At 47.3% G+C, this 15,246-nt stretch carries 14 protein-coding genes; 5 read left to right on the top strand and 9 right to left on the bottom strand.

Translation table 11 applies throughout. The features are described 5' to 3' along the window. Nucleotides 1–49: 49 nt before the first annotated feature. The 4 genes from QZT80_RS14910 to QZT80_RS14895 all read right to left on the bottom strand — a co-directional run bounded on the left by QZT80_RS14910 (nt 50) and on the right by QZT80_RS14895 (nt 4,177). Nucleotides 50–919: a glycosyltransferase gene (locus tag QZT80_RS14910; RefSeq protein WP_295123400.1), complete on the bottom strand. Its 870-nt coding sequence runs from the start codon at nt 917–919 to the stop codon at nt 50–52. Beyond that, nucleotides 916–1,686, bottom strand: coding sequence for a class I SAM-dependent methyltransferase (locus QZT80_RS14905; protein ID WP_295123397.1), 771 nt, complete (start codon nt 1,684–1,686; stop codon nt 916–918). Before QZT80_RS14905 ends, QZT80_RS14910 begins: the two co-directional genes overlap by 4 nt. 16 nt (nt 1,687–1,702) lie before the next feature. Next, nucleotides 1,703–2,398 carry a C40 family peptidase gene (locus QZT80_RS14900; RefSeq protein ID WP_295123394.1) on the bottom strand — a complete coding sequence of 232 codons (696 nt, stop codon included), beginning with the start codon at nt 2,396–2,398 and terminating at the stop codon, nt 1,703–1,705. 486 nt (nt 2,399–2,884) lie between these two features. Next, entirely contained in the window at nt 2,885–4,177 is a 1,293-nt protein-coding gene (locus QZT80_RS14895) for an aminotransferase class V-fold PLP-dependent enzyme (RefSeq protein WP_295123391.1), read from the bottom strand. A gap of 131 nt (nt 4,178–4,308) precedes the next feature. Here QZT80_RS14895 and QZT80_RS14890 point away from each other — a divergent pair, with 131 nt between their 5' ends. From QZT80_RS14890 to QZT80_RS14880, 3 genes are all read left to right on the top strand, one after another. Beyond that, a complete protein-coding gene (locus tag QZT80_RS14890; protein ID WP_295123388.1) occupies nt 4,309–4,953 on the top strand; it encodes a (4Fe-4S)-binding protein in 645 nt (214 codons plus the stop codon). Nucleotides 4,954–5,162: 209 nt separating this feature from the next. Next, nucleotides 5,163–6,572: an alpha-L-fucosidase gene (locus QZT80_RS14885; RefSeq protein ID WP_295123384.1), complete on the top strand. Its 1,410-nt coding sequence runs from the start codon at nt 5,163–5,165 to the stop codon at nt 6,570–6,572. Between the two features lie 300 nt (nt 6,573–6,872). Further along, entirely contained in the window at nt 6,873–8,858 is a 1,986-nt protein-coding gene (locus QZT80_RS14880; RefSeq protein WP_295123381.1) for a PAS domain S-box protein, read from the top strand. On the opposite strand, the gene QZT80_RS14875 is transcribed toward QZT80_RS14880, so the two are convergent. After that, nucleotides 8,855–9,322 carry a hypothetical protein gene (locus QZT80_RS14875; protein ID WP_295123378.1) on the bottom strand — a complete coding sequence of 156 codons (468 nt, stop codon included), beginning with the start codon at nt 9,320–9,322 and terminating at the stop codon, nt 8,855–8,857. The two genes, QZT80_RS14880 and QZT80_RS14875, sit on opposite strands and share 4 nt — an antisense overlap. 122 nt (nt 9,323–9,444) lie before the next feature. On the opposite strand from QZT80_RS14875, the gene QZT80_RS14870 reads away from it, so the two are divergent. Then, on the top strand, nt 9,445–10,845 hold the full coding sequence (locus tag QZT80_RS14870) for an aminopeptidase P family protein (RefSeq protein ID WP_295123375.1): 1,401 nt from the start codon (nt 9,445–9,447) through the stop codon (nt 10,843–10,845). A gap of 130 nt (nt 10,846–10,975) precedes the next feature. Here QZT80_RS14870 and QZT80_RS14865 read toward each other — a convergent pair whose 3' ends face one another. Both QZT80_RS14865 and QZT80_RS14860 read right to left on the bottom strand, forming a co-directional pair. Further along, the gene (locus QZT80_RS14865; protein ID WP_295123373.1) at nt 10,976–11,338 is read right to left on the bottom strand and encodes a hypothetical protein; all 363 of its coding nucleotides are present in this window, start codon (nt 11,336–11,338) and stop codon (nt 10,976–10,978) included. A gap of 246 nt (nt 11,339–11,584) precedes the next feature. Then, nucleotides 11,585–11,953, bottom strand: coding sequence for a hypothetical protein (locus tag QZT80_RS14860; RefSeq protein WP_295123370.1), 369 nt, complete (start codon nt 11,951–11,953; stop codon nt 11,585–11,587). Nucleotides 11,954–12,252: 299 nt separating this feature from the next. Between QZT80_RS14860 and QZT80_RS14855 the strand changes: the two genes are divergently transcribed. Beyond that, nucleotides 12,253–13,236: an MBL fold metallo-hydrolase gene (locus QZT80_RS14855; RefSeq protein ID WP_295123367.1), complete on the top strand. Its 984-nt coding sequence runs from the start codon at nt 12,253–12,255 to the stop codon at nt 13,234–13,236. Here QZT80_RS14855 and QZT80_RS14850 read toward each other — a convergent pair. Continuing rightward, nucleotides 13,231–14,511: an ATP-binding protein gene (locus tag QZT80_RS14850; RefSeq protein ID WP_295123364.1), complete on the bottom strand. Its 1,281-nt coding sequence runs from the start codon at nt 14,509–14,511 to the stop codon at nt 13,231–13,233. The two genes, QZT80_RS14855 and QZT80_RS14850, sit on opposite strands and share 6 nt — an antisense overlap. Continuing rightward, nucleotides 14,495–15,246: sigma 54-interacting transcriptional regulator (locus QZT80_RS14845; RefSeq protein ID WP_295123361.1), on the bottom strand; the 752-nt coding region annotated here is incomplete at its 5' end. The genes QZT80_RS14845 and QZT80_RS14850, both read right to left, overlap by 17 nt.

Raw genomic sequence — 15,246 nt, 5'->3', positions numbered from 1 at the left:
GTTAAAACGAAAAATCCCTGCCGGTACAACTAGCCTGGCAGGGATTTTTTTATCGTTTTTTTTTGAGATAGATCGAGAAGAAAAAAGCCACGGCCGTGGGCCATAGGGAAGGTTGAGTAAAAACACCCGAAAATTGCATCCAGGCGACTTTGTTGGCTTTGGATATCTTTTCCTGGCGCAGGCGCAGCATCCAGCTTTTGATGACCTGTCGTTCGCTGGCCCAGTTGGGCGCTTCATCCAGGCTCACTGGCATAGCGGGCCTGTTAGGCAATTGGTGATACCGGATAGCTTCCCGCACCCAATTATCACCAAAATTACCGGTGGAGTAATGAACAACATCAATATCGTACATGGCAGCGGCTTTATGAGAAGCAGCAACACGCAGACTGATGTCTACATCATAAAAGTGAAACCCTTTGATATATTCTTCAGAGAACGGGATTTGCTGCCATACCTGCTTCCGGTAACATAAAAACACGCCGTCCAGTGTAAGGCATTGTACCAGGTTACCACTGTGCCCTTTAGGATAAACTACTATCTTTTGCTCATTACCCCTGGCGTCTCCCTGGATAATATTACTCACATCGGCCCAATCAATACCACACCAGCAGTGGGATAAAGCAGCGCTTTTATACCTGGCGCCCGCCAAACCTATCAGTGCAAGTTCCGGATCATTATTAAAGTGTGCCAACACCCTTTTACCCCAGTCCTGCGTTTCGAAACGTACATCGTCGTGCACGAAACAAAGTGTATCGTACAGAGCGCGGCGCGCGCCCGCATTGTAAGCGGCGCAAATACCTGTTTCGGCCGCATTGTCAAAGCTGATCAACTCATAAGGCACACCGATGGTGGCTTTGATAGAGGCACTAACGCTTTCCAGCCTTGATGGGCTGGCAGAACAAATGATGACTGTAATCATAAAGTACGCTCCTTCTTACGGCCCATTACGATAATATTGTACGGCGGGGCAAAGGTGCTTAGCAAGGTATCCATCTCAAAATAGGTCAGTATCTGGCTAAGCAACTCGTTACTAAATACATGCTGATGCAGGCACCGGTTCTCAAAATTCTTCAGCGCCCTGGCCCTGAAGTTGTCGGCACCATCCGCCAGCGGGTCAAGATCAAAGTCGTGCAGCGAAAGTATTTCCTCGAGGTGAGCAAGCTCTGTTTCGGGCACGTTATTGTTATAGTCATTCAGTATATGAGCGAATTCGGTTATAGGCCGGCGCCTGTCGAACGTATAACGGCTGTCGGGTAACACCATCAGCAATACGCCACCTGGTTTTAGCACACGCTTCCATTCGGCCACAGCTTTCATAGGATTCGCAAAGTGCTCCAGGCTATGGCTGCTCAGTACAAAATCGTAGGTGTTATCAGCAATTACATCCAGTTCGTGCCCCTCACGGATGAACTGGTGACCTATTTTCCCCTTCGTATAAGTATAGCTTTCCCCTTCATGAATCTGGCCTTCCCACACCGTCTCTGCACTGAAATTGACACCGTCTACCCGGGCAACATATTTATATATCGGCAAAAAGTCCTTTGCACCAAATATTTTGCTGGGGCCACCGATCTCCAAACCAGTTTTGCCTTCAAAAACATGGTGCCACTGCGCAAATTCGGGCAGTTCAGAACCAAACAGTCTTATTTTTACTTTCTTTAGAAACCGGGTTAAACTTATACCCATATAATATGTTTAAAAACTAGTTAATCCTTCCCGCTCCTACATAATACCTGCGCCAGTAGTCCTCATTCAGGTCGCTGATCATCACCCCTGAGCTTACGGAAGCGTGTACAAAACGATCGTTTTCAAGATACACCCCTACATGGGATATGTTCTTACGATTAATTTTGAAGAATACGAGGTCGCCGTACTGCAAATCTTTCCGCTTATTCAGCTTTTGTACCTGGTTGTAAAGATCAGCCGAATTACCGGTAACGGCCATCTGGTATACCTGCGTAAGCAAAGTAGTGGCGAAATGCGAGCAATCTATACCGGTACGGGTGTTACCGCCCAGGCGGTAAGGCGTACCCCACCATTCTTCTATAAAGCCGAAAAGTTTCTCATCCCGCACCTCTTCTACCGCCACATCCAGCAACTGCGCATATTTGAACTGCCAGCTACGGGCATTTTCAATGTCGGCACCGGAGCGGTGGTCACGCCTCGATTCACCGCGGCTGTTGTTACGGCCCTCGTAACGGTGTTCCGTTGTTTTGGTGCCCCTGGATATTGCGATATCGTCTATAAACTCCACTTTACCACTGCCGCTGCTTTTCTGCTCTTTCACTGTACGCGCCTTTGCCGTGGAAGAAGCACTCTTCTTCACCGAACTGCAGGACGCGAACAACAAAAGGCTAAGTGGCAGTTGTAAATATATTTTCCCCTTGCTGATCTTCATTTTCTGTCGACATGGTTTTTCTAAAAGTGTGCAAAATATAAAAAATGTGGGTAAAGGAGAGAGATCAATACAATACAAATGATATTTTTTTAAAGCGTACTCCCGGTTTATAGATGGCTCCAACTTTAATAACGCGGGTGCTTCCACTATTCTTACACTTAAGTCCTAATCCGAAAATGCCCACCTATAAGCGTGATAATATACTACTATTAGCACAATATAAAAACGATATTACCACAGGATAACCAGCAAATAAGATTAGAGTCGTCTTAGGAAAAGATTAGAATAACATTAGAATAACATTAGAATAGCATTAGGAAAACACTAGAATAACATAATAAGAAATAAATAGTAACATAATATAAAACAACGGGTTAAGAAAGATATAGAGGAAATTACCTGCAATACGGAATCAGTCGACGTAAAAGCGCCGGCATGACTGATACTAAATTAACAGATTTATACTTTCAGGGGCGAATCTGGCCACTACGCTTTGGCCGCCAGGTTACCCAGCGCGAGCAACAGCTTATCCAGGTGTTCGGTTTTGGTGTATACATGAGGGGTTACCCGTACAAAGTGCATATCGTCGTAAGAAACGGGCGTGGTATTGATCTTATAATCAACCAGTAAATGTGCTTCTAAGTCGGCGGGCTTTACACCATCAATGCTTACGCCACAGATGGCGCAGCTGTACGGGGCTTTGAGGCTGGTATGGATTTTTACACCGGGGATGGCCAGGGCTTTTTCGGCCCAGTAGTTTTTGAGGTAACGTACCCGGTCTTCCTTCCTTTTGGCCCCAATGGCATTATGGAAGTTAATGGCCTCTCCTATGGCCTGCTCAATAGCGAAGCTGCGGGTGCCCAGGGTTTCGAATTTACGGATGTTACTGCCCTGCGGCTGGTCGTTGCACAACAGGGGCCATATCTTGCCTATTTTATCCTTTTTGATCCACAACATACCACTGCCCACCGGGGCACTGAGGAACTTATGAAGGCTGGTGCCGAAATAATCGCAGTGGAGGTCGGGGATTTTGAAATCGAGCAGGCCGAAGCTGTGGGCCCCGTCGACCAGCACCTCAATACCACGGCTGTGAGCGAGATCGGCCAGTTTGCGGACGGGCAGTATCTGGCCTATCCAGTTTATCACGTGTGTGAGGTGTAATATTTTGGTATTAGGGGTAATGGCAGCTGCAAATGCTTTTACGATCTCCTCGTCATTTTCTACCGGGAAGTGGAAAGACAGTTGTTTGTACACGATACCGTCCCGCAACTGCCGCTGCTTCCAGGCATTCATCATATTAGGGTAGTCTTTGGTGGTACCAATAACCTCGTCGCCTCGCTGTAACGGCAAACCGAAGATGACGGTGTTAAGAGCCTCTGTGGCGTTACGGTTAATGGCTATCTCCTCCGGATCGGTGCCGGCCAGGGCGGCCAGTTGTCGGCGAAGGGGTTCGCGGCCTTTATCCATCACCCTCCACATGTAATAACTCGGGCCTTTACTGGCCTCGGCATTGTATTTATCCAAAGCCGTTTGTACCGATAATGGCTGCGGACTTACACCTCCGTTATTAAGGATAATGATATCACTTTTGCTGGCTGGATAGGCGTCCTGGATAGTGGCCCAGTAGTCTTCGTTAAGCGCATCAGGCACGGTATTATTCAGCAACAAAGCGGCTTTATCGAAACCGGTGGCATGCAAATGCTGGAAAAGACTATTGGAAGTAAACGCAGAAACGGCCAGCAAGGCTGATTTTTCGAGAAAGGTACGACGGGAGGACATCAGGCGTTGATTTTGGTACTTCTAATATAAAGCTTAATTCTTTGCCTGCCACCGTAAAATCGTCAACGATCCGAAGCATTTTGCATGCGGGAAAAGATGTAATTTTCCGGCAGGAAGCTAAACACCGAATTATGCAGTACAAAATGGAAAATCCCGTAGTGGGCAAAAATGGCATTGAGAGATACCAATGTAAAATTACATGGAGAAACGGGACATTTATTGCAGACGAACCGGTCAAAAGCGGCGGGAAAGACCTCGGCCCCGACCCCTACACCCTGCTACTCTCCTCCCTGGCCTCCTGCACCATGATCACACTGAGGATGTATATCGAAAGAAAGGGCTGGACCGTACCGGAGATCATGGTAAAAGCAAACCTCTGGCAGGAGAAAAAAGAAGAGATCACCAAAACGATCATCGATCGCGATATTACCTTTCCAGGTGCGGAGCTGGACACCAAACAGAAAGACCGGCTGATGGAGATCGCACAAAACTGCCCGATCTCTAAAATACTGGAAGGTGATATAAAAGTTCGCTCCTTCGTACACCACGACGAGCCGGTGGAACAAACCATCAAATATGCCAATGACGACATCACTGTTCTCTGGAAGCCTTCGTTCTGTAAACATGCCGCACGCTGTGTAACACAGCTGCCTTCTGTGTTTGATATTAAAGCAAAACCCTGGACCAATGCCTATGGTGCCCCCAGTGATATGATCATCGAACAGGTGCAGCGCTGCCCTACCGGTGCTTTGTCTTACATCAAAAACCACGAATAGAAAGCCACATTTATCAATAAAAAATGTATGAACGGTATTGCCAATTTCAATCTTAAATGAATTGTAAATGGCATAAAAAAATATCTTTTCATAAAGGAAGAACTATGCCCTGTAATGCCCTATCTTGCTAACTCTAGCGGGTTTACCATGCCGTAAAAACGATGAAAAAACCAGCCATCTTTCAACCGAAAAAAACGAACACAGATTCAATGAAAAAAATGATCAACAGCCGTGTATGGGCGGCCTTGCTTGCAAGCGCGCTTTTATTGCCCGGCCTCAAGTCAACAGCTCAGAAAATAGATGCGGAACAATTACGAAAAGACCAGCAGGATTTTGTAAATCTTGGCTTCGGCATGTTCATACATTATGGTATTGCTACTTATGTAGATGAGGATTGGGCCGATCCGAATGCACCAGCCTCGCTGTTCAATCCTAAAAAACTGGATGCCAACCAGTGGGCACAGGCGGCTAAATCGGCCAACATGACTTATGGTTGCCTTACCACCAAACACCATAGCGGCTTTCCTATCTGGGATACCAAAACAACTTCGTACAACGTGATGAACAGTCCGTTGAAACGCGATGTGGTAAAGGAATACGCTGACGCCTTCCGCAAAGCCGGACTGAAAGTAATGCTCTATTACTCGATCCTCGACACGCACCACAAACTACGCCCTAACCAGATTACTAAAGCGCATGTGGAAATGGTGAAAGAACAAATCCGCGAACTGCTGACCAACTACGGTGATATCAGTGCGCTGATTATTGATGGATGGGACGCTCCATGGTCAAGGATTACTTACGACGAAATCCCTTTCGAAGAGATATACCAGCTGGTTAAATCTATCCAGCCGCATTGCCTGGTAATGGACCTTAACGCTGCAAAATATCCTGCGGAAGCTTTGTTTTACACAGATATTAAATCTTACGAACAGGGTGCCGGTCAGCACATCTCTAAAGAAACCAACAAACTGCCTGCCCTTTCCTGCCTGCCATTACAGAACAATTGGTTCTGGAAAACCAGCATGCCGCGGGCAAGACTGAAAAGTCCGGAAGAAATGGTGAACAAAAACCTGGTGCCTTTTAACCAGGCTTACTGCAACTTCATCCTGAACGTAGCGCCCAACCGCGACGGCTTGTTCGACGAAAATGCGCTGGTGGCCCTTAAAGAGATCGGCAAACTGTATAAACGTCCGGCCAGTCTGCCTGCATTCCCTGAAGCAGACGCGCCCATCATCTCCCATAACAAGGCCAAATTCCAACCTGCAAATTCAAGCTGGAGCGGTGATTATGCTATTATGGACTTTGGTAACGACGACCGTTTCGGTTCCGCCTGGAACTCGCACCCCAGCGTAAAACAGCCCTGGTTCGAGGTGGAACTGTCGGGCGACAAAGGTGTGAACCTGATCACTATTACAGAAGAAGGAAAAATAACCCAATACCGCCTCGAGTATGAACTGAACGGCGTTTGGAAAACACTGGTGAACGGCACTAACAAAAGCCGCGTAAAAGTACACCGCTTCGATCGTGTATGGGCCGACAAGGTACGTATCGTTATAGAAGAGTATACCGATACACCATCTATCAACGAATTCGGTGTATACAACGAGCGCAGGTAACTGCCCTTCATATATTTGTTCGCAGAGGGAAGCCGTAACAGCTTCCCTCTTTTTGTTAACCTACATTTACGGAACACTTTTTGCTCAATGAAAGCAGCTATTCCCCCAAACTATTCTACCATTTACATAAAATGCATAAAAGTACGCTTGTTCGGCATTGAAAAATACTTTAACATTGGGATAACAGACTGAATCCGAAGCGAATACATTATTTTATTTTAGTATCTGAGCAGCATCCAATTAGTCCGAAACCGAATTTAACCACACCTACAACCGTAAGGCATTGTTAAAAACATGCTAATGATCGACCTGATTTCACCACTGAGAATTGTGATTATCTATGTTATTCTTGGCATAGCATGGATCTATTTTTCCGACACCATACTGCTGTTATTATTACCGGAAAGTACGGGCAGATATCTCACGCAGATACAACATTACAAAGGTGCCGCCTTTATCCTGTTATCGGCGGGAGTCCTGTTATTACTCCTGAAGAGGTACTGGGCACGCCTGGAAGCATCCGAAAAGGCATACAGCCGTATGTTCGAAACCAGCCCCCAGCCCATGTGGATTTACGACCGGAGTACTTACGAATTCATAGAAGTGAACGATGCCGCGTTGTACACTTACGGTTATTCACGCGAAGAGTTCCTGCAACTCACCATTCTCGACATAAGGCCTACCGAGGACATCCGGCAACTTATGAGCAGCCAGGTGACGACCAAGGAAGGTTATAATAAAGCCGGAACCTGGCGGCATGTGCGCAAGAACAAAACCATTATGTACGTAAACGTACAGGCATACGGCACTAATTTTCAAGGCAAAAATGCAGAAGTGGTATGCGTATGGGACGTTACCGACAAGTACCTCGCCGACCAGGCGTTACAGGAACAAAAAGGCATTCTTTCCACCATCATCAACAGTACCCAGGACCTGATATGGTCGGTAGACAGGAGCAAACGTTTCCTGGCCTTTAATGAGGCGTTTCACAGCATTATTAACAACCTTTACGGGATATACCTGGAAGTAGGCCATCCGCAACCGGCGGTAGAAAGCGAGGAACAGTTTGCCAAATGGCAAAAAATATACGACCGCAGCCTGGATGGAGAAAAGGTGGTGATGATGGAAGAACGGAATTTACCCGAAGTCGGACAGATATTTACAGAAACCACCTTTAATCCCATTTTCCAGGATGATAAAGTAGTTGGTGTAGCCTGCTTCGCCCGCGATGTTACGGAAACAAAACAGCGGCAAATAGAACTTAAAAAAGCGGTAGAACGCTACGATATGGTAAACCTTGCTACCAATGACGCCATCTGGGACTGGGACCTGGTACTCAATAAGGTAGTGTGGAATAATAATGTGCAAACCCTGTTCGGTTATAATTACCTGATAGACGAAGACTCGCGTTGGAAAGACCACCTGCACCCTGAAGATGCGGAAAGAGTGATCGAAAGCGTATACAAAGCCATTTATGATGGCAGTACACACTGGTCGGCCGAGTTCCGCTTCCTGCGCTCCGACAAAACCTATCGTTATGTACATGCCCGCAGTTATATTCTGCAGAACGCCGAAGGCAAATCGATTCGTATGATTGGCAGCATGCGCGATATCCAGGATAGGAAAATGCAGGATGAAGAGATACGCAAACTCTCACTGGTAGCCAGTTTAACCGCCAACCCGGTAATTATACTGGATGCAGAAGGCCGGATAGAATGGGTAAACAAAAGCTTTGAATTATTATCCGGTTACCAGTTGGAAGACATCAGCGGCGAACGGCCAGCCTCCTTCCTGCATGGTGAGAAAACGGATATGGACACAGTAGCCTACATCCATAAATGTATAGATAACGGCAAACATTGTAAAGTGGAAGTGCTGAACTATAGCCAGTGGGGCGAGCCGTACTGGGTACTTACTGATATAACACCAGTGGTAAACAGCGAGGGAAATGTGGAAAGATGCGTGACCATACAAACCGATATCACCGAAAAGAAAAAGTTTGAACAACAGCTGGAAGAAACCAATAAACACCTGATGGAAGTAGCCTATATCAGCTCGCACCGCCTGCGCAGACCAGTAGCCTCGCTGCTGGGTGTATTGGCTATATACGATAAAGAGAACATGGGCAACCCCGAAAACAAAGAGCTGATCGGGTTTATCGATAAACTCACCCAGGAGATGGACGCCATGCTGCACGAACTGGCAGATAAGTGTAACCAGATCTACTTAAACACCCATCCGCAGGAATCGGAAGCAAACGGGGAAAATACGGGAGTGGAGAACTAAAACCGCGGAAGTCCGTCGCTGGTCAATTGTTGTTTAGCTTCCAGCGCAGGCAAATCGTAAAAACGCACTTTAGAAATATCCTCATGCTGCGCGTCGATATAGATTACATCGCACTGGTAAATATTCTCAGGCGTCTGCCCTTTCATCTGGTACTGGCACTGGCAAATGAAACGCGTAAAGCTTTCGTCGGGCGTAACATTGATGAACAGGCTGGCGCCTGCTTTTACAGCAGCCTTCATGGCTTTGGAGGCCACCTTCAGCGACTCCTTAACTTCAGGATGTGCCTTCAGGCTATCGGCCTGGATCATATGCATCGCCTTCTTCAGTTTCCCTTTTTCCATGTACACGATAAAGCGGGTAGCGATATCCACCTTCTGCTGCATAGCCTCTATCTGGCCAAAGGAATTGAGCGTAAAAAACAAGGCAGCTACCACTGCCAGCATGTGTTTCATATACCTGTTCATACCCGTGAAGTTAGGGAATAAAATCACCTCCCCCATCCCCGCAGGGCAATTAAAATTGTTAATTCCACCGTATTCTCTAAATTTGGCGCGCCAGCTAAGGTTTAACTATAAATTATAAGAACATGCATTTTAAACTTTTTCCCAAAGCAACATACAGGCAACGCAGGGAGGTATTGAGGCAGCAAATCGGCAGTGGACTAATATTGCTGATGGGCAACGAGGAGAGCAGTATGAACTACAAGGACAACACCTATGCGTTTCGCCAGGACAGTACGTTCCTGTATTACTTCGGGCTGGACGTGGCCGGGCTTGTAGCAGTAATAGATGCCGACAGTGGCGAAGAGCTGATCTTTGGTAATGAACTGACCATTGACGATATTATATGGACAGGCACCCTGCCCACCGTTCGAGAAATGGCGGCCGAAGTAGGTGTACCCAATACTAAACCCTACGCCAATATCGATGCGTATGTTAAAAAAACATTGGACGCAGGCCGCACCGTACACATACTTAAACCCTACCGCCCGGAAAACCGGATCAAACTGGCCGAATGGCTGGCTGTACCGGTAAATGAAGTGGAATATAAAGTATCGCTGCCGCTGATTAAGGCCGTGGTAGCCCAACGTTCGCATAAAGAAGCGGCGGAAGTGGCAGAGATAGAAAAAGCCGTATCTATCAGCGTAGATATGCACCTGGCAGCGATTCAGCATACCCGTCCGGGCATGAAAGAATACGAAGTGGCCGCTAAAGTGGAAGAAGTAGCCCTGGCCCATAACGGCCGCCTGGCTTACCCCACCATTTTAACAGTGCATGGCGAAGTGCTGCACAACCACTACCACGGCAACACGATTGAAGAAGGGCATATGGTACTGGTAGATGCAGGCGCAGAAAATGACATGCACTACGCAGGCGACCTTACCCGCACCTTTCCTGCAGGCCGTAAGTTCACATCCCGCCAGGCAGAAGTGTACAACGCCGTACTCGCATCAATGGACCATGCCATTAGCCTGTTGCGCCCCGGTATTACCTATATGGAAATTCACCGCCAGGCCAACGTAAAACTGCTGGAAGGTCTTAAAGCCATTGGTCTGGTAAAGGGAGATCCCGAAGAAGCGGTAGCCGCCGGCGCACATACCATGTTTTTCCAGTGCGGCCTTGGTCATATGATGGGCATGGACGTGCACGATATGGAAGACCTGGGCGAACAATACCTCGGTTATACCGACACCCTGGTAAAACGCACTGACTTCGGCTGGAAATCACTCCGCCTGGGACGTGAATTACAGGAAGGTTTTGTGCTGACGGTAGAGCCGGGTGTATATATCATCCCCGAACTGATCGACCGCTGGGCCGCCGAAAAGAAACTGGATGCCTTTATCAACTATGAACTGCTGGATAAGTACCGCGACTTTGGCGGTATCCGTATCGAAGATAACTTCCTGATTACGGCGAATGGCCACCAGTTACTGGGTAAATATCTGCCTAAAACACTGAAGGAAATAGAAGAACTGCGCAACTACTAACTGCACAGTATGTAAAAAAAGCTGCGGGCCATATGACCCGCAGCTTTTTTATGTTACGATACCAGTAGTAAGTCCCCGCAGGCAGTTAGTCTGCATGAGTATTCCCCATCATTACCACCGGTTGCAACACCTAGTAAAAATATAAGAAAGAAGTAGAGGTAATGCTCACGTTGTTAAACGTGGCATAACCTGCGGAAGTGGTAATGGACTGTCCATTAAAAACAAAAGTGCGCGAACCAGCCTGGGCAGCATACACATTAATGGTGTAAGTACCAGCGGTAAGCGGACCGTACGAAGTTGCCGAGTAGGCAGTAAGATAGTTGCTTACAGGCGTTGGCCCGTAAAGATAAAATGATGCGCCGTCCGAAGTATTGTTCAGTACGTTAAGGCCTATACTAAACACCTTTTTAGACGAATTAACAGTAGCCTGTGTTTGTTGCATGGGTACTGCTGCGATAGCAAATAGAACGAGGATAATAAACAGTTTTTTCATAATGCGCTTTGGTTAACCAGCATAACTGCCTGGGGCTGGGGGTGATGTTATAACAAGATAAGCAGACTTGTTGCAGCAGCATCGCAGTGAAAAATTGTAGCCGTTCGCTTCCTCCCTATTTTATTTATAGCTAAAAGGGCTACAGGCAAATTACCTGTAGCCCTTATTTCATTATCAGCAGGCGGCTGTGCCAGCAGTTACCCAGGGTTATAATATCCCCATGCCGCAGTAATGCCAATAAACTATTTAGTCAACGCTTCCGTAAACGTTATTGGAAATGTAAACATCACCGAAATCGGCCGTTTGTGATGTAGTGGTAATAGATACCCCATTAAAAGTAAATGTTTTTAAACCGGGCAAATTTGATGTCATCAACACCGAATAAGTACCTGCTGTTATTGGCCCAAAGCCATTGCCGGTACCCGGGTTAATATAACCACGAATACCATCGCTCTCTCCGGTAAGATAAATGGCCACATAACCGGTAGTGTTATTGGCAACCATCACATAATAATCTGTCAGTCGCAGCGCAGCCATCAGCTGGCCTGCTTTTGTCTGAGGAATAATGGTTGCGGACATTGCGCAACAAACGAGAATCAGGATCAGTTTTTTCATAATAATAACGTGTTTAAAAATGGGTAACTGTGAGGCACTGGGTCTTTTTTCTTACATCCGGTCACAAACGATAAAGCTATATTAGTTCAAATAATTGTCATTTGGACAATTGAAGGGATATTGGTCATAATGTGAGAATGGGGTGTTAATATCTGGTTATGATATGCAGTGTTGTGTATACACCACATGCCCGGCAGCGTACCCACCGCTGAAGGGAGTGACACAACGGCGGCTGAACAGAGAACCAACGCCCGTACCACTATTTTTTTATATATTACAAGCTAACACGTCCTGGAACAATGAAGCATAGCATACGTATATTCAATCCCGACCTGCCTATCATGCGCCTTCCTTTTGAATGGAAAGGTAACCTGCTGGAGGGGCACGGGCGTTTTGTAAATCATGAGCATCCGTTTAACGACTCGTTCCTGGAGGTGCTGAAATGGCAGTTTATGCGGAACCCCCAAAAGGCGGAAAAAACCGGCGACAACTGGCGGCTACAGCCACAACGAACAGATTTCCTGACTAGCGGGAACGACTGTATGGTCTGGCTGGGCCATGCATCTTTCTTTATAAGGCTGGCGGGTGTTACGATGCTTATTGACCCTGTATTATTCAACGTATCTGTCAAAAAACGACTTTGTGCGCTGCCAGCAGCCGCCGAAGATTTTAAGGGTATAGATTATATACTGGTATCGCACGATCACCGCGACCATTGCGATGCGGGGAGCCTTAAGCTGCTGGCCCAACTCAACCCTGAAGCAATGTACCTTACCGGGCTGCGGATGAAAACATTGCTGCACAGCCTTACAGGCAGCAATCGCATACAGGAAGCGGGCTGGTACCAGGAATACCGTACGCCGGAGCAGCTTAACGTATACTACATGCCTACACGCCACTGGGGCCGCCGTGGTATTAGCGACACCAACAAACGTTTGTGGGGAGGTTATATCATACAGGGGGCAGGTAAAACGATCTATTTCGGCGGCGACTCTGGCTTCGGTCACCACTTTACCGACTTGGCTACAATCTTTCCTGATATTGATTATGCGATACTGGGTATTGGGGCTTACAAACCCGAATTTTTCATGTCGCAGGCACACATGTCGCCCACGGATGCTTTGCAGGCTTTTAAAAATACAGCCGCTAAAAAAATGATACCCATGCACTACGGCACCTTCGACCTGTCGGATGAGCCGGTGGGTGACCCTTTGCGGGTATTACAGCAGGCGGGTAATAAAGATGTGCTGGCGGTAGAACCCGGCGAGATCGTGCAATTATAATTTGATGGAGAACCGTGTATCGCCAGGCCCCCAGGTCTTTAGCGAAAACGTATACCCATGGTTTAACAGTATTTCCCTAACCAGCGTAAGGCCGATCCCCTGCCCGTCTTTCTTCGTACTGTAAAAGGGCGAGAACAGCTGATCAGCCGTATCGGCAGCAATACCAACGCCATTGTCGGCAATGACGATTTCCCGCTGCAAAGGAAGCGTTGTAACCGTGATAATGCCCTGGCCATTTACCGCTTCAATACTATTTTTCAGGATGTTGATAAAAGCCTGTTCCAGCAACTGCTCGTCCCCCTTAAAGTTCCAGTCACCCGGGGCAAGTGCCAGGTGAATCACCGCTTGTTTTTCGGCAGCTTTAGCTTCCATCAGGCGAGCGGTGGCGCGGAGTATTTTATGCAGATCTATGGGACGCTTAACAGGCTCCGGCAGTTTCACAAGGTCGGCGAAGTTGCGCATGAACAGGTTGAGGTTCTCATTACGGGCAATGGCTACTTCCATAGCGTCTTTCAATTGGGCGTTGTTTTCCCAGAGCGGCGCCTTTTTAAGCGCGGAGCCGATAATAGAGTTCACCGGGCCAATGGTATTATTTACCTCATGCGCCATCATACGAATTACCTTTTCATACACCTTCTTCTCCGCGGCCAGTATCTCTGCGGTAAGTTCCTCTATCATCACAAAATGCCTTGGAAAACCACGATCAATAAAGTGCGACTTTTGCAATTTGAAGGTGTTAACACCGTTGAGGCTGATCGTGCGCGATTCTCCTGAGGGCAGCTGGCTAATGTGATGGAATACCGGATGCGCCAACACCTTTTCCTCATTATACTCACGCAAACCCAGCACCTCTAAGGCTTTAGGGTTTACCTGTTGTACATTGCCGTTATAATCCAGGATAATAATACCTGTAGGTGAAGTATTGACCAGCTTTTCCAGGAAAAAGTGCTGCTGTTGCTGAACTACCCTTTCGCCCCGCAGCTGGTCAATCATCTGGTTGTATACATCGATCAACTGGTCCATTTCATGTTTGCCGGTGTGTACGAACTTCACGTTAAAGTCTTTATCCTTAATCGCCTCCACACCCTGCATCAGTGTTTTAAGCGGACGGATAAGTTCGCGGTACAAACGCCAGGCGATGAACAGGGATAAGAGTATTACCACTTCGGAGGCAATGAAAAGCAGCTTGTTATTTTCAAACACGAAGTAACTTAGCACCAGCGCGAGCAGGTGCAGTACAAGCACAAAAAGTATATACTTAGTCCGAAGTTTCATCGTATGGAATGTTGTATTTCTCGAGGCGGCGGTACAAAGCACTACGGGTAATGCCCAGTGAGGCTGCGGCCTTGGCTATTTTATGCTGATGGAACAGCATGGCCCTTTTGATCATCTCTATCTCCAGCTCTTCCAGCGTAACAGCGCCCACACCTGGTAATTGCAGGTTGCCTGTTTTTACAGGCGACAATTCCAGCTGCGACTGGAAATTATCTACATCCAGCACATCTCCACGACTCACCAGAATGGTACGTTCCACCAGGTTCTTTAACTGGCGGATATTGCCCGGTAAAGATAACTTTTGCAGCCACTTCATGGCCGAAGTGGTTACTTTAATCTCAGGCCGTTGGTAAATCTCTTTCAGGTTAGTGATAAAACTGTTGACCAGTAACGGAATATCCTTTGGTCTTTCGCGGAGCGAGGGGAGTTTAACAGTGATGAGGTTGATGCGGTACAGCAGGTCTTCCCGAAAAGTGCCTGCGGCCACCATATCGTGCAGGTTCTTATTGGTGGCACACACTACCCGTACATCCGTAGTTTTGGTTCGACTGCTGCCCAGTACTTCGTACGTACGGTCCTGTAGTACACGCAATAGTTTTACCTGGCTACCTGCGTCCAGGTCGCCAATTTCATCGAGGAAGATAGTGCCTTTATTAGCCAGTTCGAAGCGGCCAACGCGGTCGTAACGTGCATCGGTAAACGCACCACGCATGTGACCAAACATTTCACTTTCGA

This window comes from uncultured Chitinophaga sp. (assembly GCF_902168175.1).
Lineage (GTDB): Bacteria > Bacteroidota > Bacteroidia > Chitinophagales > Chitinophagaceae > Chitinophaga.
The sequence above is the reverse complement of the archived record's forward strand: the minus strand, read 5'-3'. Positions and strand labels throughout refer to the sequence as shown.